Raw genomic sequence first — 21,012 nt, forward strand, 5'->3', positions numbered from 1 at the left:
ACTAGTTACCGTCCGTTAATTAACCATTCCAGGCATTGGTGAGGTTGTAGCGTGTGGCCCATTGGACGTCATAGATTTTGTCGCCCCAGGTCTTGGTTTTATCTTCTCCTGCTTCCGTGCGCGCCGGGCTGTTCATCCAGGCTTCAAACTTGGCCTGATTGTCGAACTCATAAATCGTCAGGTAAGTCGGGCAAGGCTGAGTGGTTGTGCCGACGTGATAGGTCTCTTCGGCCAGCTTGAAGCGGGTGACTTTCCTGACACAATCGCCCTGCAACAACATGGGCACATGTACTTCGTCATACCAGATATTGAACTTGTCTTCGTCTTCTGCAGGACAATTGATACCCACTGTCCAGATAACCGTCTGGTCATTCATTTTTCAGCTTCCAATATGAAAAGTTGCTCTAATCGAAAACAACACAATGGAAATTCGGGCAAAAGAAACCCCAGACCACTCCCGTCCGAAAATCGGAAGTGGACCCGTAGTCACTATTCAGTTATTACTTTTTGGCGATGGCTTCGAAGAATCGGACTTTGCCGTCTTCACGATGACTGCGCAGCGTGTGGGTCGTCATCACCGGGTGCTGTTCATAAGCCGGCTCAGGCACATTCGGATTGCCCGTCCAGGAAATCAATCGGCAGACACGATTGCTGATGCGCCAGCCCTTGTCGGTGCGGACCAATACATCGTCGTACCAGCCACGGCCAACCCAGTCAGGACCGCCGACAGCTGAATCGCGGGAAAGCAGCCAATCGCCATAGGTCAGTGCATAGGCGGTGTTGCCATCCACGTGAACGCAGGAACCGGTCATCGTGTGCATGTGATTGGTCAGGGTTTCGTGGAAATCCTTGAATGCGAACTTCAACGCACCCACCGACTTCCAGACAGCGCCAGCTGGACCGAAGTCAGCGTGGGCATCTTCGGTAAACACCTCGTCCAGCAAATCCCAGGCGTGGGCGTCGAGCGCGACGCCATAGAGGTTGATGACGTCAATAATTTCGGATTTATCTTGTGTAACACTCATTTAAAACTCTCCGTTTTGCCAGGGTAAGTAAAGTCGCAACCAACTGGCATTTCGAAACAAACGACCTATTACTTGCAGTATTCAATGACTTCCAGGACGTTGTCGAAGGGGTCTTTGAAGGTCAGGATCTTGAATTTGCCGCCCGTTGGAGCAATCACCGTTTGTGGCTCGCAAAGGAAAACGATGTCGCCACGAGCTTTCAGCTTCTCATAGATGGCATCGGTGTTGTCCACACCAAAAGCCATGCGGTTGATGCCGGCGTGGTTCAGCGGTGCAGATGGGGTGGTGCTGACGACGGTCTTTGGCTCAACGAACTCGATCAGATCGATGACGGTGGCGTTTTCCTTTTCCTTGCCGACGAGGTGGTCCGCATGGATTTCGATGATTTGACCCGGGAAGCCAAGGATTTCGCCGGGCGCTCTTTCGCCACGCAGTTTTCCGATTGACTCAAGCCCGAGAACATTGCAATAAAACTCAAGTGCGGCTTCGATATCGGCAACGGTGATGCATACGTGGAACAATCTGTTGATGTAGCGATCCATGTTATTTCCTCTGTTTTCAGTTGGTACTGCAAGTTAGTTAAACACTGGGGTAAAACTTTTAATGCTTCATACATCTAATTCGAAACAGCCGTGTCCGAAGCTGCGTTATGCAAGCAACGAGAACAAGCCCATCTCAAAAAATGCAAAATTTATTACTGCTGAACAGTCTGTAAAGGCGCCTCTTTCACCAGCAGAAAAGCAACGAGGGCTACCAAACTCGGCGCGGCCATGCAAATCAGGATGACCGGAACACTGATGCCTGCGGCCAACATGAAACCGGCAATTGCAGGGCCAATGATCGGCCCTACCCGGCCAATGGCGTAAATCACGCCCATCGCCGATGAACGAAAACTCAAGGGATACAGCGACCCGACATAGGGTAATAAGATGCAGGTGGCGCCCATTGCGGCGAATCCGGCAAAAAACATACAGATCAATGCGCCAACCGGGTCCTGGATCACGCCAATCAGTGATATCGAAACAAATAGAACGGGCATGTAAGTGGCGAACACTTTTCTGTATCCCATTCTGTCGGCCATCCATCCGGCCAAGGGCGTCGAGATAAAGTTGCTGCAGGTGAACACCAGGATGAACGACACACCGGTGGTCAGCGAGTACCCGCGTTGAACCATCAGTTGCGCGATCCAGGTGGTCAGGGTGACCGCAATCATCATGATGCAGAGCATGCCAATACCCAGAAACACCGTGTTGCGCCCGTAGCCACCTTGAAACAGACTTTTGAGCGGCACCTTGGCAGCCAGTGGCTCGTTCAGTACGTATTCGTCGTTGTCGGCGCAAACAAACTGCGGATCTGCTTTTACCAAAATCCTGCGAATGCCTTCGCTTTTGCCCTTTGTCACCAGGATCGACATCGATTCAGGCAGCCATACAAAAGCGACGGGCACCAGAACGATGCAAAGGAAGGTTCCGAGCAATATCGCCCTCCATCCAACGGTGGCCAGAAACGCCATCGAGAGCAACGCAGATAACAACACGCCCACCGAGATGCCCGTATAGGACACACTAGAAACCATAGCTTTCCACTTGCCCGGCGTATATTCGAAGACCAGCGCCACAGCAATCGGGACGATACCTGCCAGGCCGAAACCAGCGATGAAGCGGTAGATGGCGAAGTCGGCGACTCCCTGAGCTAGGCCGCAGGCTGCCGTGAAGGTGATAAAGACGGTCATGCCGATCAGCATCATCCTCTTGCGACCGATGGCATCCGCCGCTATGCCAAAGATGATGGCGCCTCCCACGGCCCCGATATGCCCGACGCTTGCCAGGATCCCCGCCTCGGCAGGACCCATTTTCATGTCGGCCATGATGGCTGGAAGCAACGTGCCGAACAGCGCACTGTCGATCCCGTCAAACACGATCGCAAGAAAGCAGATCACCGCTACTTGCAAGCTGAAGGAGTTGAATCGGCTGCCTTCAATGACATCCGTGACGTTGACCTGGGCGCGGCCCGATAACTGAGCGCTCATTAAATGCGTCATGGCAGGCATCTCTCATATACCAGTTTTTCAGTTTGACCCGCAGGGATAGGAGCTGATGCTGCAGGCTGGGGCGCTGCATTGGTCGTCTCGACAATTGAACCTTCCCGAGCGCCGGGCAGCAGAAAGCGCGCCAAGGCCGGTATCAGTACCAACGCACCGAGCATGTTCCACAAGAACATGAACGCAAGCAGCAGCCCCATGTCAGCCTGGAACTTGATGCTGGAGAAATGCCAGGTCGCGACCGCTGCCGCCAGGGTCACCCCGGTTAGCAACACCACCCGGCCGGTGAACTGCAAAGCCGTGGCGTAGGCTTGTTTCAACGTGGCGCCGGCACGCATGCGGGCCAGGGTCACGCTGAGCACGTACAACGCGTAATCCACGCCTATGCCCACGCCCAGCGCAATCACCGGCAGGGTGGCAACTTTCACGCCCATTCCCAGGGCCACCATTAGCGCCTCGGCCAAAATAGATGTGAGCATCAGCGGCAGCATGGCCACCAGCACCGCCCGCCAGGAGCGGAAGGTGATGAAGCACAGCAGCGCCACAGCCCCGTAAACCATGAACAGCATCTGGTACCAAGCCTTGTGCACCACGATGTTGGTGGTGGCGTCGATCCCCGCCGAGCCGGCCGCGAGCAGGAAGGTAGCGTCCTTGTCATTGTTTTTCGCGGCGAAGCGCTCGACCAGGTCGACCACCTGCTGCAGGGTTTCGGCGCGGTGGTCACGCAGGTAGGCGTACACCGTCAGCAGGTTGCATTCTTCGTTGTACAGTTCACGCGGTGCCCGGGCGGTGATGGTGTTGAGCATGTTCTGGTTGCCCGGCAAGTCGTACCACAGCGGACTGCCCTCGTTCATGCCGACCATCAGGCGCCGTTGCAGCCGCGCAATCGACTGGGTGGACTCGACGCCGGGCAAGTCCATCAGCTCCCATTCGAGCTGGTCGACCCGACGCAGAACATCGTACTGACTGCAGTTGCCTTCTGACGTCTTGACCATGACAGCAAAGAGGTCATTGCTGGCACCGTAGTTTTTAGTCAGATAGTTCACGTCGCGGTTGTAACGCGAATCGGCTTGCAGTTCCGGAGCCCCGGGGTCGAGGTCGCCGACTTTCAGCTGTGTGCCGACGGCAACGCCCACCACCGCCAGAACCGCCGCCACGACTATCGCCAGCGTGGCGCGTCGGCCCTCGGTGAAGCTGACCAGCCAGATGAAGAAGGCACTGCTCTCCCCCGCCGCGTTGGCCGCTTCCCGGCGCACGGCCCTATCGGCTGCTTTACGGCTGACACCCACGTAGCTCAAGAGCACGGGCAGCAGGATCAGGTTGGAAATCACCAGCACCAGCACGCCCAAGCTGGCGGCGATGGCCAGTTCGCGGATGACCGGAATGTCGACCATCAGCAGCACCGCGAAGCCTACGGCGTCAGCCAGCAGCGCGGTGAGGCCAGCGAGGAACAGGCGCCTGAAGGTATAGCGGGCCGCCACATAGCGATGTGTCCCGCGCCCGATGTCCTGCAGGATGCCATTCATTTTCTGCGCACCATGGCTGATACCGATGGCGAAGATCAGAAAAGGTACCAGCATGGTATAGGGGTTCAACGAATACCCCAGCAGCGGCAGCAGGCCAAGTTGCCACAGCACGCCGGTCACAGAGGTAATCACCACCAGCGAGGTACTGATCACGTCGCGGTTGTACAGGAACACCATCGCGGCACAGATGACCAGGGCGATGAAGAAGAACCCGATCACCTCCTGCATGCCATCCATGAGGTCACCGGACAGCTTGGCAAAGCCGGTGATGTGAATCGCAACATCGTCGCTGCTGTACTTGGTGCGCAGCTGCTCCAGTTGCTCGGACAGGGCCGCATAGTCCAGCGGCGTACCGGAAGCATCGTGCTCCAGCAGCGGCACCTGGATGACGGTGGAACCGCCGTTGGCCGCAACCAACTGGCCGATTTCGCCCGAGCGCTGCACGTTCATGCGCAACTCCTCGAGTTTGGCAGGCGAGCCGTCATAGTGCGCAGGGATCACTTGGCCGCCGTCCAGGCCATCCTCGGTCACTGCGGTCCAGCGCACGTTGGGCGTCCACAGTGATTTCATGAAAGCGCGATCCACGCCCTGCAACATGAATACGGCATCGTTGATCTGGCGCAGCGTTTCCAGATAGGTCGCGTTGTAGATGTCGCCCTTGCGTGCTTCTACCGCGATCTTGACCGAGTTACCCAGGCCGGTGAGCTCTTTCTTGTGGTCCAGGTAGTGGGTGATGTACGGGTGAGCAGTTGGAATTGTCTTTTCGAAGCTGGCATTGAGCTTCAGGCCCAACGCGCTGACGCCGAGCATGATCGTGACCAGCACGCACAGCAACAGCACCAGTATGCGGTGGTTGAACACGGCACGTTCCAGCCGGGAGCCAGAGCGCGGGTCAAAGTCTTCGAGCCGGCAAGCCGCGGTCTCGGTAGGTGTCACTGTGGTCATGTCGTTGGACTCTTGTTGTGGCGCGTCGCGGGATCAATGAATTGCATGTCGTCAGCCAAGCCGGGCAACCCCGCCTAGGCTGGTGGCAACAAGACCACCGTCTGCGGCTTCAACCAGTGAAGTCAGAGGATCGCGTCGCGCGAGCGGCTGCTCGGCGAAGTGCGCACCACCGTCGCGACTGGCCAGGACTCGTCCGCCCTGCGCCAGCAGCATCACCCGGCCATCGCGCAGTTGCACACTGGACAGGATCGTCAAGGGTGCCGACAGCTCGATCGGGCTGACGGCCGTGCTGCCTGGCGCGATGCGGCAAGCCGCGCCCAACAGACCGGCGAAGACAAAACCACCCTCTTGCGTGGCCGTGGCGGTGAACAAGGTGCGCTCGGAAGGCGAAGCCAGGGACTGGAAGCTGGCGCCATCGTTGCTGCTGTGCATCAGCACACCCTGCTCGCCAGCCACCACCCAGGTCCTGTCATGATGGGTAACCGCGTACAGATGCATGCTCATGGGATTGGGCAGGTGATCCCGGCAAGGCGTCCATGTCTTGCCGCCGTCCTCAGTAGTGGCCGCCAAACCGAAGGCGCCCACCACCATTCCGCGCTGGGCGTCGGCAAAGCAAATCGACAGCAAGGGCTTGTCCGCGCCGTCATCCACTATGCGTTGGGCGTCCTGGATGCGGCGTTCGCGATCTTCATTGGCAACCGGCAAGCCTTGGGCCTGGGCCAGGGCAGCCTTCGCAAGCGCCACCCCATCGGTCTGCAGCGACCAGCTTTCGCCCCCGTCGGAGGTATGCAACACAACACCACTGTGACCAGCGATCCAACCTTGACGAGCATCGGCGAAGCTCGCCGAAGTCAGGGTCACGCTGACCGGCACGCGGGCCTGGCGCCACTGGTGCCCGCCGTCGTCAGACAGCACGACCAGGCCGCGCTCGCCAATCGCCACCAGCCGATCACCGGCCAGAACCACCCGGGTCAGCACGGAGCGTGCTGCCCGGGGGGTCATAGTCGCGGGTTCGCGCAACGGCCCGCTCAGGGCTGCCGAGGCAAACGCCACTGTGGTGGACGCCATGGTCGGGGCCAGCAGCACTTGCAGACCCAGGCCCATGCCCAGCAGCAGCAGCCCCCGACGCGACCCGTCGACGCCTTCATTGTTGTTATTGTTATTCATACCGGTTATCTCATCAGATTCATTGTTCAAGCGAGATACAGTTTTTAGCGCACGCCTTCTCCAGCAAGGGCTTCGGGAGTGAAGATCCGGTCTGGCAACGAGGCTTTAAGGTTGACTTGTTGTTCACGAGGGAAATAAGCGGACGCGAAGTAGCCACCGCCGATCAGGTCGTAGGACATGTAGCCTGCAACGATGGTGCCCGGCGCCCCTGGGAACACTGTTGGCAAGTTATAAGTGACCTTCCAGAGTTGCCCCTGGGCGTCCCAACGCTCGCCCGCGGCAGCAATCCAGGTGTCTTCATCAAGATACGCACGCACTCGTGGGACCACATGACGCTGACCTTGCTTGAGTGTGCCCTCCACCACCCACACCCGATGCTGCTCGAAGCGCACGAAATCAGGATTCACGGTCTGCGCTGTCATGAGCTGGTCGAGCGACGCTGCCTGGTGGTAACTGTTGGTGTTGTATGGCACGTACATTTCTTTCTTGCCCACCAGCTTCCAGTCGTAACGGCCGATGGAAGAGGAGTACACCTCGACCTCGTCGAAATTGAGGATGCCGCCTGCCACCGGGCTGGGCACGTCGCAGCAGGTCAGTGGTAGACGACGAACACGCCGCTGGCCGGTCAGGTACACCCAGGTTTTGGACTCGATGTCATTGATGTTGACGCGCTGCAGGAGAATCTCTCCGGCGCGGATGGGCGGACCAGAGGTGTCTACACGGCGCACTACGATGTTGGAACCAGCGGTTTGCCATTTTTCCAGGTTGCTGTTCGGGTCGTAGTACGGAAACGAGCTCTTGGCCACGTTCTGCGAAACCGGGATTACCTTGCCCTCAGGAGTAACGCGCGCCAGGCTAGGCGCTGTTTGGTAACCAGGGCTCGTCCATCTCAGCAGATGATTCCAGATCGCCTCTTCGCCGTTCTTCGGGATTGGGAACGGGGTGCCGCCGAAGGCACCCTTGGGGAAAGGACCGAGTTCGCCACTTGGGTCCATCGTCGCCCGGGTAGCGTTGGCAAATGTGTTGTCATACACCCATTGTGGCGCCGCTGCGGTCCGCCGGGTCGGGAATACCTGGACCTTGAAGTTCGGGAACCGTTTCAACAGGCCCATCGTGCCTTCGGTCAACTTGTCCGCATACTGCGCAGCGTTCTGCGCTGTGATGGTCAGCAGCGGCTTGTCCTTGGCGAACAGGTCGGGAATCGCCGGCGAGGTGTACGAGGCATCGGCCGGATAACCGCCGTCCCACGCCGGAATGGTGCCATCCTTGTTGCCGGCACGCTCTGCGCCCAACGGAGTCAGGGTGGTCTTGAGTTTGGCCGCTTCGTCAGCCGAAACAGCGGCCTGGACAGTCGGCGCCGCCAGAGTGGCGCACGCCAGGGCAAGCAAAGTCATGCGAGTGAAAATGGTCATGTTGTTTTCCCTTAGAAGGTGCGACGCAGCGACGCTGAAACGAAATCACGATCTTTCAAGGTCTGAGCGAAGGTGAACGTGCCGTTTACGGAGGGATCTATGGACGAATACGTGGCGGTGTTTTCGCCGCCGTAGTAGTGGGTGTAGGCCATCGAGAAATCCCAAACGCTCAGATAGTTGCCGGCAAGCGTGAGGGTCATGTCCCCGCCATCGTTGGGGCCCATGATCACTACGGGTGACTTGCCATGGTTGTATCCAACGGTGAAGGATGGCGTAAGGTCCAAGCCGTCCATCACGTTGCGCTGCGGTATTGAGAATAACCCTCGCACTGCTTCCGCGTGTCGATCCAACCCTGGGTCCATGGCAGTACAGTTGCTAGTGCAACTGGTCCGCTCGTTATAGGCCACTTCCATGCTGAAACTAGGTTCGTCGGACAGGAAGTTACGCGGCATAGTCCAGATCATGGACACGTTGGCATGGGCCGTATTGCCGATGGCATAAAACGCGTGGTTGTTGTTGTCCGCCTCCTTACTTCCAACTTCCACCGGCAGGCTGGTCAGCGGCGTGTCGCGGCGCACAGAGAGCTCGCCGGCGAAGTTGACCGTGTCCACGGTGGTGGTGGCACTGACACCGAACGCCTTGATGTCCTCTGGATAAACCCACTGGTACGTCCCGATCCCGGCACCGACAACGTTGGTCCGCCCCGCATGGGAATAAAGCACAGGCGTCTTGGCGTGGAAACGGATCGCATACAGGCCAAATTCCCAATCACCCAACTGAGAGCGCAAGCCAAGACCAAACTGGCCGTCATCGCTGGCCTTGATATCTTGCCCGCGTGACAAACCAAGACCAGGCACACCGGGCGCGACACGAATACGCTCACCACCCTCGCCAATGAAGTCGTTCACCGAGAAGTAACTGCCGGCTGCAGGCAGGCGGGTCTTTTCCCAATCGTATTGGTAGTAACCCATCACGGTCAGCACTGGTGAAAACTGGATTTGGCCCGAGAATTGGCCCACCGGCATGATGATTTCTTTGGTGGTGGAGCCTGGCACCGAGGACGCCTTGATCACATCCACTGGAGACTGGGTACCGGCAATGGCGTTGGCGCCGAAGAACAAGCTCTCGCCCCAGAGCACCGTGTGCTGGCCCAGACGGCCGCTCACGCGGGCTGTGCCGACGTCCGCGCCACCAAAGACAAAGGCGTCCAGGAGCTCAGCCTTTCGGCCGTGCAGATCGCGGGTGTCATCGGTGAATTCGTTGTATGGCACCGACAGCGAGTTGTTGGTCGCCGGAGAGTTGTTGTCATTCTTATGGTTGTAGACGTCGTCATACCACGCCGCACCGCTCACACGCAGACCGTAATCCTGGTGTACGACCAGGTCCATCTCGGACAGCAGATCGAGTCGGTTAGAAATGAGTCGGCCGCTTTTGAAGTTGCGATCGCCGTCGTCCCCGTTAAGTGCCGCAGGGCCAGCGCCGCTAGTGCGCGTAGGGGGAACGAACTGGATGAGCTTGTCATCTGGGTTCTCGACACGCATACCGGCGGAGTATTTGACCGTGTTATCCCAGCGCAGCTTGATGTCGGGATTGCCAACGTCAATCGGTGCCGCCAGTGAAGAGCCCGCAGCCAGCAGACTGGTCGCAACCACCACGGATCGAATGCTTTGGCGGTACAGAACGTCTTGCGGTGCTGCAAATCTTATTTTTATTATTTGCATTATTGCTACCTAGAGAGATTGTGTGACGCATGAACTCCGGTTGCTGATCGGCCAGTTGCATGAACATCGGCCAGTCACAGCGACCCACAAGAAATACCTCCCATGATGTGTGGCACCGGCTTGAGTTCATGCACGAGCGAATCGTTGTGCAGGCAACACAGAGTCGTGGTTTGAGATTGATTTGTTATCCTCAGCCCTGACTGTGTTTCTGTGTTGGCCCGAGTATATGCAGCCCCTTTTCGGCATGAACAATGATAAAACCCGCTGCACCGCAGCCAGAAAACTGATGGTTCAGTCAGGCCGCTTGTTCTGCAGGGGGAGGAGCAAACACCCACGTCTGCACCCGCCTGATTGGCGTATTAATTGGAAGAATTGCGGCGGGAAATTTGGGCGTACGCGTGAGCTCAGTGCGCTATTGCAGCGTCACCGGACCGGAGGCAGTTCACAGGTGCAGGAGTCAACGCCGAAGGCATTGAGGGAGCGGATGGATATGACGCAAGCAACAAAGCTTCAATGACTTTCGGGGAACAATCCTTCGTCACGAGCGGCAGTCAGGTGCATCGCCATTCTGTCGAACAGCAGCTTTACCCGCGTCAGTTCCAGTCGGGCAGTCGGCACCATGATTTTCACCCAGCGTTCCACCAGGGCGAAGTCCTCCAGCACAGGCACCAGCTGCCCGGCCTGCAGCGCATCGGCAACAATCGGCAGTGCCAGTTGAATAATCCCGTGGCCATCGCGAGCGGCGGCGCACAAGTAGCCCTCGTCATTGGTGATGAGGACTGGGCGCACGTCCACCTCTATGCGTCCCTCTGGCGAGTTGAATCCCCAGATGGACCCGGCCAGGGAAAACGTCAGGCAAGGGTGATGGATCAAGTCGCGGGGATGCAGCAAGGGTTCACAGCGAGCGAGATAGGCCGGCGCTGCGCACAGTAGTCGCGGAAAAGGCCGGATGACCTGCTCGACGACGTCCGGATAGGTCATCTGGTCCATCCCGACCGAGATATCGAAGCCCTCCTCCGCCGGATTGCCGCCCCGGTCAGACGCGATGATCTCCAGCTGGACCAGCGGATGCTCCGCGCGGTAACGGATGAACAGATCACCCAGGCCCTGCCGGATCAGAACGGCCGGGGCCTTGATTCTGATCGGCCCTTCGATGGTGCCGGGGTTGAGGATCGCTCCGCTGACCATGTCGCTGTAGGACCGCAGCAGCTGCCGTGCATGGGTAAGGTAACTCTGCCCCGTGTCGGTCAGCGTCAGGCGCCGGGTCGAGCGATCGAAGAAGGTCGTCTTGAAATCCCACTCGAGCTCGTCGACCCGCTTCATGATGACGGAGGGCGAGGTATGCAAGGTGCGCGCGGCAGCAGAGAAGTTACCGGTGTCAGCGGTCACGACGAAAGCCTTCAGCTTCAACAGCATGTCCATGGTGCAGCGCTCGAAATCAGGTGATGAGTTCAGACTCGACGGCGCGACGGATTTCGACCTTCGACCACAGGCGGTCGTGGTGTGCCTGGCAAGCTGGACCCAGCGAACCGATTCCATTGAGCACACACCAGTGCTCGAGATAGAAAAGTGCAAAGTCCGCGATGGTCATTTTCTCGAATAACCAATTTTTGCCGTTGATCTGTCGTTCTGCCCGGTCGAGACCGGCCTGGAATATTTTCAGGCCCTGCGCCCTTACAGCCGCGTGGTCTGATTCGCTCGGCGTGAATTTCTCCGGCCGGCGAGCGCGAGTGTAGCCTTGCATGTGCACGGTAGATACCAAATATTCGAGCATTTCCAACACACGAATTTCGCCTTCGGTATCCGTCGGGATCAGCTCTCTTTCGGGGTTCGTGCGCGCGAGATAGAGCGCGATCACCGGGAACTCGGTGAGCAGCGATCCGTCATCGCGAATCAGCGCCGGTACTTTTCCCTTGGGATTGATCTGCGTGTAAGCCTCGAACTCCGGCGTTCCCGGACGCGCTGCCTTCTCGATTTCGAACGGCTTGCCAATTTCAGCGAGCAAGGCATGGATGCCGATCTGGCAGGCGCCGGGCAAAAAATACAATTTCATAAAACACTCCAGAAGTGATGGGGAATGGGTTACTCAGACGATGAAGGTTTCCAGCACACCGATACCGTCGACGCCCGCTTCCACCCGGTCGCCAGGCTTGAGGTACCACTGGCGTGGATCGGGCTTGTGGTGCAGCGCCACACCTTCAGGTGTACCGGTGCTGATCAGGTCGCCGGGGACCAAGCCGAAACGCGACCAGAACGCGACCATTTCCGGGAAACCAAAGATCAGGTCACGGCAGTCGGAGTGCTGGCGCAGTTCGCCATTGACCTTCAGCCACAGCACCAGGCCAGTGGGGTCCGGCACGGAGTCGGCGGTAAGGATGTAGGGGCCGATCGGGCCGAAGCCAGGGAAGTTCTTCCCGAGCATGATCATGCCGTTCTGCATCTCGCTAAGCTGCCATTCCCGCGCCGACAGGTCGTTGAAAATGGTGTAGCCGAAGATCGCGCTGGCGGGATCGATGTCGCTGCGCGCATCAATCGCCTTGCCCAACACCAGGGCGATCTCCACTTCGTAGTCGAAATCGAGCACATCGTCGGGCCGCGTCACCTGGCTTTTGTGGGGGACCAGAGTGCGCCCCAACTTGACGAAGCCGGTGGGGAAGTCGCTGTGCAACTTGCTGGCGTTGGCGGTATCGCCCTTCATCGACTCCAGCTTGTGCCGGCCAAAGTTGCGGCCTGCGCAGAATATCGACTTCGCTGGCACAGGCGTCAGCCACTCAACACAAGCAGGGTCATCCATCCAGACGGGATCCTGGCGCTCTGCCGCCCAGGCGAGCAACTCGCGCGTGGCGTCCATCGCCGCTGCGCCTCCCTCGATCAGGGCCATCACTGACGTCGGCGTACCAGGACCACCCCGGGCGGCGGCAGCCTTGGCAACATCAACCAGCAGCTCACGGCCCGACACGGAGCTAACGATGCCGAGCCGCTCAGGGCCGGCAGCAGATTGATAGCGGGCGATTTTCATGCGGCGAGCCTTGCCAGCAGGTGCTTCAACAGCTGCACTTCGCTCGGGTCCAGATTGCCTTGAACATCGGCCTCACTCGATTTGCGTATGGCGATCAGCTCCAGGACCGCAAGACGGCCTTCAGGGGTCAGGCGGATAGCCACGGGTCTATCGCTTGAGTCGACCTCGTGCAGCAATCCACGCTCGATGAGCTGCTGCACAATCGCCGAGGAAATCCCCTGACCACGAACTTTTTCGCTGCGCGCAACGATCTCCGGTACGCACAGACCGTCCTCACGACCAATGATGCTGAGCACCGCGTATTCTTCTGCCGTCCACTGCCGGGATTCAAGTTTTTCAATCACGGTCTGCCGGGTCTGGAAGTAGGCGTTAGACACCTGATACAACAAATCATCGGGGGTGAGGTTGCTGAACTCATCAACCGAGGTCACGGGTTGCTTAGGCAACAACATGCCATAGCGCCCGCCGTGGAAGACCAGGGGTTTGCGCGCAGAATGGCTGAAATCGACAATCTCGCCGACAAAGATGACGTGATCGCCACCCTCGTATTGATAAGCCAGCTTGCACGCGAAGCGGGCCATGCACTCCTTGAGCATTGGAATACCGTCCGGTCCCCGATCAAGCGCCAGCCCCTCGAACCGGTCTATGCCCTTGCTCGCAAAGCGCCCCGACAGTGCCTCCTGATCGGCCGAGAGGATATGCACGGCGAAATGCCCGCTGTTGCGAAAAGCATCCATGTTCAAGGAGGTCCGCGCCAGGCTCCAGAGCACCATCGGCGGGTCCAGGGACACCGAGGAAAAGCTGTTGGCGGTCAAACCGATGTCCACGCCGCCTGGCCCGGTGGTGGTGACAATTGTCACGCCGGTGGCGAACGAGCCGAAAGCGTCACGCAAGGCTCGGCCGTCGAAGGCTGGGCCAGCCTTGGCAGGCTCTGTTTGGGTTGCTGTGTGAGTCGTCATGTTGAATGCCTCCAGTCTTCTTGTTATCGATACCGCCGCGCTGCGAAGGGCCACCGAAGTGGCCCCCGGCGCTACTACTTGTTGCTGGCGGCCCTGACCCGGGCTTTGTCCGCCAGGTAGGTTTCCAGCGTCACCAGAGGGCCGCGTTCGTGATCCAGCTCCTTGGTCGCAATACCGCTGAACGCAGTGGTCTCGTTGAACCAGGCTTCCTGGGGTGGCAGGCCCCAGCGCAAGGACAAGCCGGGCTTGCGCACATCCCAGGCGACAGGCTCGACCTCGATATCGATCAGCAGATAGTGATCACAGAACAACTCCACGCGATGGCCATCGGGATCGCGCAGATAAACGAACAACACACCCGCCGGGCCATGCCGGCCAGGCCCCCGCTCCACCACATCGCCCATGCCCAGATTGCCGGCGATATCGCAGGCGCGCAGGATGCTGTGGGAATCGGACACGGTGTAGGCAAAGTGATGCAAACGCGGGCCCGGATTTTCCAGGAAAACGATGTCCTGGGTGCCCGGTTTGCGGAACATGAACGTCGCAATCAACTTCTCGTCCAGCGCCATGTATTCGGAAATGCGGAAACCCATTTCTGCATAGAAGTCGGTCTGTTCCTGCACATTCGGAACCTGGATCTGATAGTGGTCGAAGCGCATCGCCGCGCCGCCCTTGAAGTCCTGGAATTGCGTGTACACACGGGGCGTGGTGGTCATGGTGGCGCAGAGCTGCACCGGGGTTCCGGCAGGGTCGTTGACCAGTAGCGTGCGACCCTGGTGTGGCACTTCGATCCAGCGCGCGGGCAGGCCTTTGGAGCGGTAGAAGTATTCCGCCTTATCCAGCTCCTCTTCGGTGTAAACGCGAAAGCCGATCGCTTCGGCTTCATGGTTGTCGCTCTTGCGCTTGATCACCAGGCTGTGGTGGCAGACCTCCTCCAGACCGCGGAAATAGAGGGTATCGGCATCGCGTTCGGTCAGGACCAGGCCAATCACCTGCTCGTAAAAATCGCGGCTGGCTTCCAGGTCGCGCGAGGTGATAACCGCGTGGCTCGAGCGGGTGATGTTGAACGGTGGGTAGTAGACCGGTTTGGGCAGTGGCATGTTAAGTCTCCTGGTGTCTATTCAGAGCCGAGTGAAATCGGCCTCGTTGCTCAATTCGAGGGGGCCAGTCAACCGACCGGTCATGTTGTACCAACCAATATTGAACAGCAGCGCGACGCTCTGCTTTGGGCCGAGTCGGTGGTAAACATCTTCCCAGACCCCGGTACTGACCTGCGCTGGCGCCCGGGTCGCATCCCGTGCCAGGCGCAGGACCGCCTTCTCGAGCTCGGAGAACAGCGGGCTCTTTTCAAAATCCCAAAGCGCAAGCATTTGCTCCTTCGAGACGCCTTCCTTGATGGCCCGATTCCAATGAGGATCGTGTTCGTAATTCGTGCCCATGGTCTGGCACGCCATCACGATGGCCATCTCGCGCAATTTGGGATCGATGCCCTGGCCCTGGCGAACGGCGTCAGCCATGGGAATGAACACTTCGAGGATGTCTGGGCAGATGGCCAGGGTTCGAAAGATCTGCGCGTTGGGGGCATGACCGCGCTTTTCCCGGAGCACTGCAAATGCTTCGGGTTCTTCGTCCGGGGTTGGCAGGTGAATACGAGGCATAAGGAACTCCGCACATTATTATTCGATGTCGGCTGCCGCAGCGTGGCTATTACAACGGCTGCGGCACCCTCGGATTACTGGCCGTTGATGCGCTGGTCCCACTCACCATTACGATCAAGGAACGCCCACACCCGGTCCTGCGCCTCGCGGGCACCCGGATAGCGCTCGCCGCGCATCTGCGCATTGCGCCATGGGTCGCCGGAGAAGAACTTCTCGTAGAGATTCTGCCGTCCGGCGAAGGACGAGCAGGAAGCATCCCAGGCCAGGCGCAACAGCTGCATCTTGCGTTCGGCGGGAATGTCGGCGCCGGCGCAGTAACGTTCGATGGCCGGACCGTTCTCGCTGTGGAGGTCCTCGACTGTTGGCGCAACCACCACGTTACCGGCGCCGAGCAGTTGGAGAATCTCCAGGGCCCGGGCATGCATTGCCGGGTACTGGGCACGCACCACATTGAGCGGCTGTTCATAAGGCACAACGGTACCGCCAGGGCCTGGAATGCAGTCGATTTCGGCTACGCGAATCAGGGCGCGCAGGGTTTCCACATAGGCCACCAGTTCGGAAAGTTGAACCATCACGTTGGGGAAACGGCTGTGGTTCACTTCCGTCAGGTTGTAGGCAATGCCCAGCAGGAACTCCATTTTCGCCAGCGAGCGCGTGGCCGACTGGTGTGAACCATGGGGGCCGGAAGGCGACTTCATCGCCGACTCTACGGCCTTGATGCTGCGGTACATGAACACGCGTTCCCACGGAATGAACGCTTCGTCAAACCACAGAACGGCGTCCATCTCATCCATCCGCGCCGAGAGCGGGTCGTTGGCAAAGCGGCCTGTGGTAGGGAACGAGGGGCGGCAGATCATCTTCATCCCGGGGGTGTCGATGGGACAGGCAAATCCGACCGCATAGGCCTCGGCATCGGCCACCAGCGGGAATTTCGCCGCCGCCGGCATGATCAATACTTCGTTGGCCAATGGGCCGAGGGTAGCCACCGAACGCGCGCCGGAAACATAGATGCCGGCATCGGATTCGCGCACGACGCGCATCACCATATCGCCTGGCTGCTCGAACATCTGCAGGCGCTTGTCGATGTCCGGCGACACCAGCGAGTGGGTCAGCGCCAGGTCGTTTTCGCGGATGAACTCATGGTATTTCAGGATGTTCTGGCCGAACTGTGCGCCACCGGCGGCAAACAGTTCATGGGCCGAGGCATGGGCGCTGACCATCACGTTGAGGAAGTCCGGGGTGCGCCCCATCATGCCGCCCACGGCGTCCATCCAGGTCTTCATCATGTCCCGGCGCAGGCGCAGGTCCTCGGCAGAGCGCGGCAGCATGAACGAGCGCCCGACGCGCGCACCGGAAGTCGGCGAGACAAAGGTCATCTTGTCCTGCAAGGCTGGATCGCACTGAATGTCATAAAGATCGGCGATGGATTGGACCGCGCCACGGAACCGGCGATCAACCGTCACATCCTTGATGCGCTCGCCATCAATCCAGACCGAGCGACCGTCTTTGAGAGAGTCGATATAGTCGGCTCCGCTGCGCACTCCTGTTCGTGCTCCACTCATGGCAGGCGTTTTTTTGTTTGCGTTATTTTCCATGGGTAATGCTCCTGCATTTGAAACGTTTGGCCTGAGGCGGGGATGACCGCCGCAAGTAAAATTCGGCTGCTGTTTCCACGCCTCGATAGTATTGAGATGGGCAGGTTTTAAGAATTTGTGAATTGGACGAAGAGCTGTTCCAAAATGGAAAAGAGCCGACAGCTCAGAGGCCAAACTCGGCTGCCAAGGCGAGAATGTTTGCCGCCCGCGCCATGACCGGCGCATCGATCATGCGGCCCTCCAGAACCACCACGCCGCCTCCGGCCGCGTCAGCCAGGCGGCAAACGGCCTGTGCCCAATCGATATCCTGCGCCGAGGGCGTGAATGCCGCAGCGGCCTCGGTCACCTGACTGGGATGGATCAGCAACTGGCCACTGAACCCGTGACGACGCGCACGCGCGGCGTACCGAGCCAAGCCTGGCTGGTCACCGATCGCGGTGAACACCCCATCGACCGGCGCAGGCAGTCGTGCCCGTTTACTCGCGAGCACCAGCATTGCGCGCCATGGTAGAAACACCAGCTCTTCAGGGTCTGACTCGTCGGGTATCAGATCGAGCTCGACAGCCAGATCCAGCTTGCCGAACATCAAACGGGCGCAACCCGGCGCACCGGCGATATGCGCCAACGCATCAATGCCCTTCACGGTTTCGATAATGCACAGCACCGGTTTGCCGCTGGCGCCATGGACGTGTTCGACCTGCGCGGCGCTGTCCGCCTTGGGCAGCATCACGGCGGCGATGCCGGTGTGGCGACAGGCCGCCAGGTCATCTTCATGCCACGTCGTGTCTGCGGCGTTGATCCTCACGGTGACCCGCTCATCGGGGTTGGCATCCAGCCAGGCCAGCAAGGCCAGGCGCGCGGCGGGCTTGTCGGCAGGTGCTACCGCGTCCTCGAGATCGACGACCACCACGTCGGTACCGCTGGCCAACGCCTTGGCAACGCGTTCGGAGCGGTTAGCGGGAACGAAGAGGAAGGTTCGCGCGCGCCCAAGATTCAAATTTCGGATCGCCATCACACCACCTTCCTTTCGTCCAGTTCATCGGCGCGGTTTATGTAGCCAAGTTCGCGAAGAATCGCAGCGGTATGCTCACCCAGTGCCGGCACAGGGCCCATACGGGCGGGATGATCACCGCCCATTCCCGGCGGTTGCAGCGCGGGCACGGGTCCTGCGGGCGTATCCACGCTCGTCCAGCGCTTGCGCGCCTCGAGTTGTGGATGGCTCCAGATGTCGCCCATCGAGCTGACGTTCGCATTGGCAATGTCGGCTGCATCGAGGCGGGCCATGACTTCTTCGGCGGTGATACTGGCGAAGCTCTGCTCGATCAGTGTGCTCAAGGCATCACGGTTGGCGGTGCGTCGTGCGTTGCTGGCAAACCTTTCATCAGTGGCGAGTGCTGCGTCGCCCAGCAACTTTTCGCAGAACACAGCCCACTCACGCTCGTTCTGCACGCCGAGCATGACGGTGCGGCCGTCGCCGGCGCGGAACGGCCCATAGGGGTAAATGGTTGCGTGGGACGCACCGGTGCGCCGCGGCGGCTCCTGACCCTCGTAGGCGTAGTACATCGGGAAGCCCATCCACTCGACCATCGCGTCAATCATCGCAATCTCTATGCGGCGGCCACGCCCGGTTTTGCCACGTTCAATCAGCGCGCTGAGAATATTCGTGTAGGCATACATACCAGCCGCGATGTCGGCGATCGAGATGCCGGACTTGACCTGCTCCTCGGGAGTACCGGTGATCGACAGGAAGCCCGCCTCGCTCTGAATCAGCAAGTCATAGGCCTTCTTCTCGGTATACGGACCGCCCTCGCCGTACCCTGAGATGTCGCACACAATCAGCTTCGGGTTTTTCGGCGCGAGCGCTTCGAACGACAGCCCCAGGCGGGCGGCCGCGCCGGGGGCGAGATTCTGCACCAGCACATCGGCCTCGGACAGGAGCTTCATTAAAATCTCCTGTGCCTCGGGTTGCTTCAGGTCAAGGGCAAGGCTTTCTTTCGAACGGTTAACCCAGACGAAATGCGAGGCAAGGCCATCGACACGGGCGTCATAGGCGCGGGCAAAATCGCCGCTGCCAGGGCGCTCGACCTTGATCACGCGAGCCCCCAGATCGGCCAGATGACGCGTCGCCAGAGGGGCTGCGATCGCGTGTTCGAGCGAGACCACCGTGATGCCTTCGAGCGCAAGTACCGGTTTGGTATTAGCCATGGCGGAGTCCTCAGAAAGAGCGCGGCAGCCCGAGCAAGTGCTCGGCGACGTAGGAGTAGATCAAGTTGGTGGAGATCGGCGCGACCTGGTACAGGCGCGTCTCACGGAACTTGCGCTCGATGTCGTATTCGTTGGCGAAGCCGAAACCGCCGTGGGTTTGCATGCACACGTTGGCCGCCTCCCACGAAGCCTTGGCCGCCAGGTACTTGGCCATGTTGGCCTGGGCACCACAGGCTTGGTTGGCGTCGAACAGCTGGCACGCCTTGAAGCGCATCAAATTGGCCGCTTCGATCTCGATGAAGGCATCGGCGATCGGGAATTGCACCCCTTGGTTTTGCCCGATCGGGCGGTCGAACACCACGCGCTCGTTGGCGTACTTGACGGCGCGCTCCATGAACCAGTAACCGTCGCCGATGCATTCGGCGGCAATCAAGGTGCGCTCAGCGTTGAGCCCGTCAAGGATGTATTTGAAACCCTTACCCTCCTCGCCAATCAGGTTTTCCTCAGGGATCTCCAGGCTGTCGAAGAACAACTCGTTGGTCTCATGGTTGACCATGTTGGGGATCGGCTGCACGGTAAGACCCTTGCCGATCGAGTCCTTGAGGTCGACGATAAAAATCGACATGCCCTCGGACTTTCTCTTCACTTCGGTCAGGGGCGTGGTGCGCGCGAGCAGGATCATCAGGTCGGAATGCTGTACCCGCGAGATCCATACCTTTTGGCCGTTCACAACATAGCGACCGTCCTTCTTGACCGCATTGGTCTTAATCTTGGTGGTGTCGGTGCCGGTAGTCGGCTCAGTCACCGCCATGGACTGGATGCGCAACTCGCCTGAGGCAATCCTCGGCAGGTACTTTTCCTTTTGCGCTTGGCTGCCGTTACGCAGCAGCGTGCTCATGTTGTACATCTGGCCATGCACCGCGCCGGAGTTACCGCCCGAGCGGTTGATCTCCTCCATGATCACCGACGCCTCGGTGAGGCCCAGGCCGGAGCCGCCGTACTCCTCGGGGATCATCGCGGAGAGCCAGCCGGCGCCGATCAGCGCGTCGACAAATGCTTCAGGGTAGGCGCGCTGTTCGTCGATTTTGCGGTGGTATTCGTCCGGAAACTCGCTGCACAGGGCACGTACGGCGTCACGGATTTCCTGGTGTTCGTCAGGCGTATAGAGCATGGTCATGGCGGTTTCCTGTCATGTCTGAGGCAATTGCGGCACAGCAGTGCCCTTGGCACCTCTGCACAGAGGCACCTTTTGTTGAATCGTTTTGGTTGGTTGGCCGGTCAGTCGAAGGTGACTTCAGCCTTCATCGCCAGCCGGCCAGCGCATTCCGTCCACAAGTCGGCGCTGTCCGGGCCGGTAATCTGGCCGCACAGATCAAAATCCGTCGTATCGAAAAGCGGACCGACCCCACGGAACGCAAAGTGTCGAATGCGTTTGGCCGGATGTCGGGTCCGAAAGGCTTCGAGCAGCAGCGTGGCGGCCAGCGGCCCCTGCACGACGAGACCCGGGTAGCCTTCTACCTCGACCGCGTAGGGCTGGTCGTAGTGAACGCGGTGGCTGTTGAACGTCAGCGCCGAGTAACGGAACAGCAAGACCGGGTCGGGATGAACGGACTGGCGAAACTCGGCACAGCCCTCGACTGGCGCGCCGGCCAGGGGCGCACCTTTCGGCGCTGGCTGGCGGTAGACGATGTCCTGTTCCTCAACCAGGCAGACACCACGCTCACCGGAGACCGTGTGCT

At 59.5% G+C, this 21,012-nt stretch carries 18 protein-coding genes and 1 pseudogene; all 19 read right to left on the reverse strand.

All coding sequences use genetic code 11. The features are described from left to right. Positions 1-19 precede the first annotated feature (19 nt). Positions 20-376, reverse strand: a complete 357-nt coding sequence (locus PMI22_RS08790; protein ID WP_007947354.1) for a DUF4286 family protein — start codon at positions 374-376, stop codon at positions 20-22. A 124-nt stretch (positions 377-500) separates the two neighbouring features. After that, positions 501-1,025 carry a nuclear transport factor 2 family protein gene (locus PMI22_RS08785; RefSeq protein ID WP_007947355.1) on the reverse strand — a complete coding sequence of 175 codons (525 nt, stop codon included), beginning with the start codon at positions 1,023-1,025 and terminating at the stop codon, positions 501-503. Between the two features lie 68 nt (positions 1,026-1,093). Continuing rightward, positions 1,094-1,567, reverse strand: coding sequence for a VOC family protein (locus tag PMI22_RS08780; RefSeq protein WP_007947356.1), 474 nt, complete (start codon positions 1,565-1,567; stop codon positions 1,094-1,096). Between the two features lie 152 nt (positions 1,568-1,719). Beyond that, entirely contained in the window at positions 1,720-3,054 is a 1,335-nt protein-coding gene (locus PMI22_RS08775) for an MFS transporter (protein ID WP_033049478.1), read from the reverse strand. Positions 3,055-3,062: 8 nt separating this feature from the next. After that, positions 3,063-5,537 (reverse strand): efflux RND transporter permease subunit, encoded by a 2,475-nt coding sequence (locus PMI22_RS08770; protein WP_007947358.1) that lies wholly within the window; start codon positions 5,535-5,537, stop codon positions 3,063-3,065. A 51-nt stretch (positions 5,538-5,588) separates the two neighbouring features. After that, positions 5,589-6,704, reverse strand: a complete 1,116-nt coding sequence (locus tag PMI22_RS08765; RefSeq protein WP_007947359.1) for a WD40/YVTN/BNR-like repeat-containing protein — start codon at positions 6,702-6,704, stop codon at positions 5,589-5,591. A gap of 44 nt (positions 6,705-6,748) precedes the next feature. Then, positions 6,749-8,116: a DUF1329 domain-containing protein gene (locus PMI22_RS08760; RefSeq protein ID WP_007947360.1), complete on the reverse strand. Its 1,368-nt coding sequence runs from the start codon at positions 8,114-8,116 to the stop codon at positions 6,749-6,751. A gap of 11 nt (positions 8,117-8,127) precedes the next feature. Beyond that, positions 8,128-9,837, reverse strand: a complete 1,710-nt coding sequence (locus tag PMI22_RS08755; RefSeq protein ID WP_007947362.1) for a DUF1302 domain-containing protein — start codon at positions 9,835-9,837, stop codon at positions 8,128-8,130. A 510-nt stretch (positions 9,838-10,347) separates the two neighbouring features. Beyond that, positions 10,348-11,259: a LysR family transcriptional regulator gene (locus tag PMI22_RS08750; protein WP_007947363.1), complete on the reverse strand. Its 912-nt coding sequence runs from the start codon at positions 11,257-11,259 to the stop codon at positions 10,348-10,350. A gap of 16 nt (positions 11,260-11,275) precedes the next feature. Continuing rightward, the gene (locus tag PMI22_RS08745) at positions 11,276-11,890 is read right to left on the reverse strand and encodes a glutathione S-transferase family protein (RefSeq protein ID WP_007947364.1); all 615 of its coding nucleotides are present in this window, start codon (positions 11,888-11,890) and stop codon (positions 11,276-11,278) included. A gap of 33 nt (positions 11,891-11,923) precedes the next feature. Further along, positions 11,924-12,856 (reverse strand): fumarylacetoacetate hydrolase family protein, encoded by a 933-nt coding sequence (locus PMI22_RS08740; protein WP_007947365.1) that lies wholly within the window; start codon positions 12,854-12,856, stop codon positions 11,924-11,926. Next, the gene (locus PMI22_RS08735) at positions 12,853-13,815 is read right to left on the reverse strand and encodes a flavin reductase (RefSeq protein WP_007947366.1); all 963 of its coding nucleotides are present in this window, start codon (positions 13,813-13,815) and stop codon (positions 12,853-12,855) included. Before PMI22_RS08735 ends, PMI22_RS08740 begins: the two co-directional genes overlap by 4 nt. A gap of 74 nt (positions 13,816-13,889) precedes the next feature. Continuing rightward, the gene (locus PMI22_RS08730) at positions 13,890-14,915 is read right to left on the reverse strand and encodes a VOC family protein (protein WP_007947367.1); all 1,026 of its coding nucleotides are present in this window, start codon (positions 14,913-14,915) and stop codon (positions 13,890-13,892) included. Between the two features lie 21 nt (positions 14,916-14,936). Beyond that, positions 14,937-15,473, reverse strand: a complete 537-nt coding sequence (locus PMI22_RS08725; protein WP_007947368.1) for a carboxymuconolactone decarboxylase family protein — start codon at positions 15,471-15,473, stop codon at positions 14,937-14,939. A gap of 74 nt (positions 15,474-15,547) precedes the next feature. Further along, positions 15,548-17,068, reverse strand: coding sequence for a 4-hydroxyphenylacetate 3-hydroxylase family protein (locus PMI22_RS08720; protein WP_007947369.1), 1,521 nt, complete (start codon positions 17,066-17,068; stop codon positions 15,548-15,550). A 163-nt stretch (positions 17,069-17,231) separates the two neighbouring features. Then, positions 17,232-18,080 carry an HpcH/HpaI aldolase/citrate lyase family protein gene (locus PMI22_RS08715; RefSeq protein ID WP_007947370.1) on the reverse strand — a complete coding sequence of 283 codons (849 nt, stop codon included), beginning with the start codon at positions 18,078-18,080 and terminating at the stop codon, positions 17,232-17,234. Beyond that, on the reverse strand, positions 18,080-19,273 hold the full coding sequence (locus PMI22_RS08710; protein ID WP_007947371.1) for a CaiB/BaiF CoA transferase family protein: 1,194 nt from the start codon (positions 19,271-19,273) through the stop codon (positions 18,080-18,082). Before PMI22_RS08710 ends, PMI22_RS08715 begins: the two co-directional genes overlap by 1 nt. Before the next feature lie 10 nt (positions 19,274-19,283). Next, positions 19,284-20,444 carry an acyl-CoA dehydrogenase family protein gene (locus PMI22_RS08705; RefSeq protein WP_033049499.1) on the reverse strand — a complete coding sequence of 387 codons (1,161 nt, stop codon included), beginning with the start codon at positions 20,442-20,444 and terminating at the stop codon, positions 19,284-19,286. Between the two features lie 107 nt (positions 20,445-20,551). Next, positions 20,552-21,012, reverse strand: a pseudogene (locus PMI22_RS08700) (acyl-CoA dehydrogenase); the annotation flags it as partial.

Source organism: Pseudomonas sp. GM21 (assembly GCF_000282215.1).
GTDB lineage: Bacteria > Pseudomonadota > Gammaproteobacteria > Pseudomonadales > Pseudomonadaceae > Aquipseudomonas.

Bases quoted from the DNA above. Each gene is read 5' to 3' on its own strand.
- PMI22_RS08790 (WP_007947354.1), bottom strand. From the start codon at position 376: ATGAATGACCAGACGGTTATCTGGACAGTGGGTATCAATTGTCCTGCA.
- PMI22_RS08785 (WP_007947355.1), bottom strand. From the start codon at position 1,025: ATGAGTGTTACACAAGATAAATCCGAAATTATTGACGTCATCAACCTC.
- PMI22_RS08780 (WP_007947356.1), bottom strand. From the start codon at position 1,567: ATGGATCGCTACATCAACAGATTGTTCCACGTATGCATCACCGTTGCC.
- PMI22_RS08775 (WP_033049478.1), bottom strand. From the start codon at position 3,054: ATGAGCGCTCAGTTATCGGGCCGCGCCCAGGTCAACGTCACGGATGTC.
- PMI22_RS08770 (WP_007947358.1), bottom strand. From the start codon at position 5,537: ATGACCACAGTGACACCTACCGAGACCGCGGCTTGCCGGCTCGAAGAC.
- PMI22_RS08765 (WP_007947359.1), bottom strand. From the start codon at position 6,704: ATGAATAACAATAACAACAATGAAGGCGTCGACGGGTCGCGTCGGGGG.
- PMI22_RS08760 (WP_007947360.1), bottom strand. From the start codon at position 8,116: ATGACCATTTTCACTCGCATGACTTTGCTTGCCCTGGCGTGCGCCACT.
- PMI22_RS08755 (WP_007947362.1), bottom strand. From the start codon at position 9,837: ATGCAAATAATAAAAATAAGATTTGCAGCACCGCAAGACGTTCTGTAC.
- PMI22_RS08750 (WP_007947363.1), bottom strand. From the start codon at position 11,259: ATGGACATGCTGTTGAAGCTGAAGGCTTTCGTCGTGACCGCTGACACC.
- PMI22_RS08745 (WP_007947364.1), bottom strand. From the start codon at position 11,890: ATGAAATTGTATTTTTTGCCCGGCGCCTGCCAGATCGGCATCCATGCC.
- PMI22_RS08740 (WP_007947365.1), bottom strand. From the start codon at position 12,856: ATGAAAATCGCCCGCTATCAATCTGCTGCCGGCCCTGAGCGGCTCGGC.
- PMI22_RS08735 (WP_007947366.1), bottom strand. From the start codon at position 13,815: ATGACGACTCACACAGCAACCCAAACAGAGCCTGCCAAGGCTGGCCCA.
- PMI22_RS08730 (WP_007947367.1), bottom strand. From the start codon at position 14,915: ATGCCACTGCCCAAACCGGTCTACTACCCACCGTTCAACATCACCCGC.
- PMI22_RS08725 (WP_007947368.1), bottom strand. From the start codon at position 15,473: ATGCCTCGTATTCACCTGCCAACCCCGGACGAAGAACCCGAAGCATTT.
- PMI22_RS08720 (WP_007947369.1), bottom strand. From the start codon at position 17,068: ATGGAAAATAACGCAAACAAAAAAACGCCTGCCATGAGTGGAGCACGA.
- PMI22_RS08715 (WP_007947370.1), bottom strand. From the start codon at position 18,080: ATGGCGATCCGAAATTTGAATCTTGGGCGCGCGCGAACCTTCCTCTTC.
- PMI22_RS08710 (WP_007947371.1), bottom strand. From the start codon at position 19,273: ATGGCTAATACCAAACCGGTACTTGCGCTCGAAGGCATCACGGTGGTC.
- PMI22_RS08705 (WP_033049499.1), bottom strand. From the start codon at position 20,444: ATGCTCTATACGCCTGACGAACACCAGGAAATCCGTGACGCCGTACGT.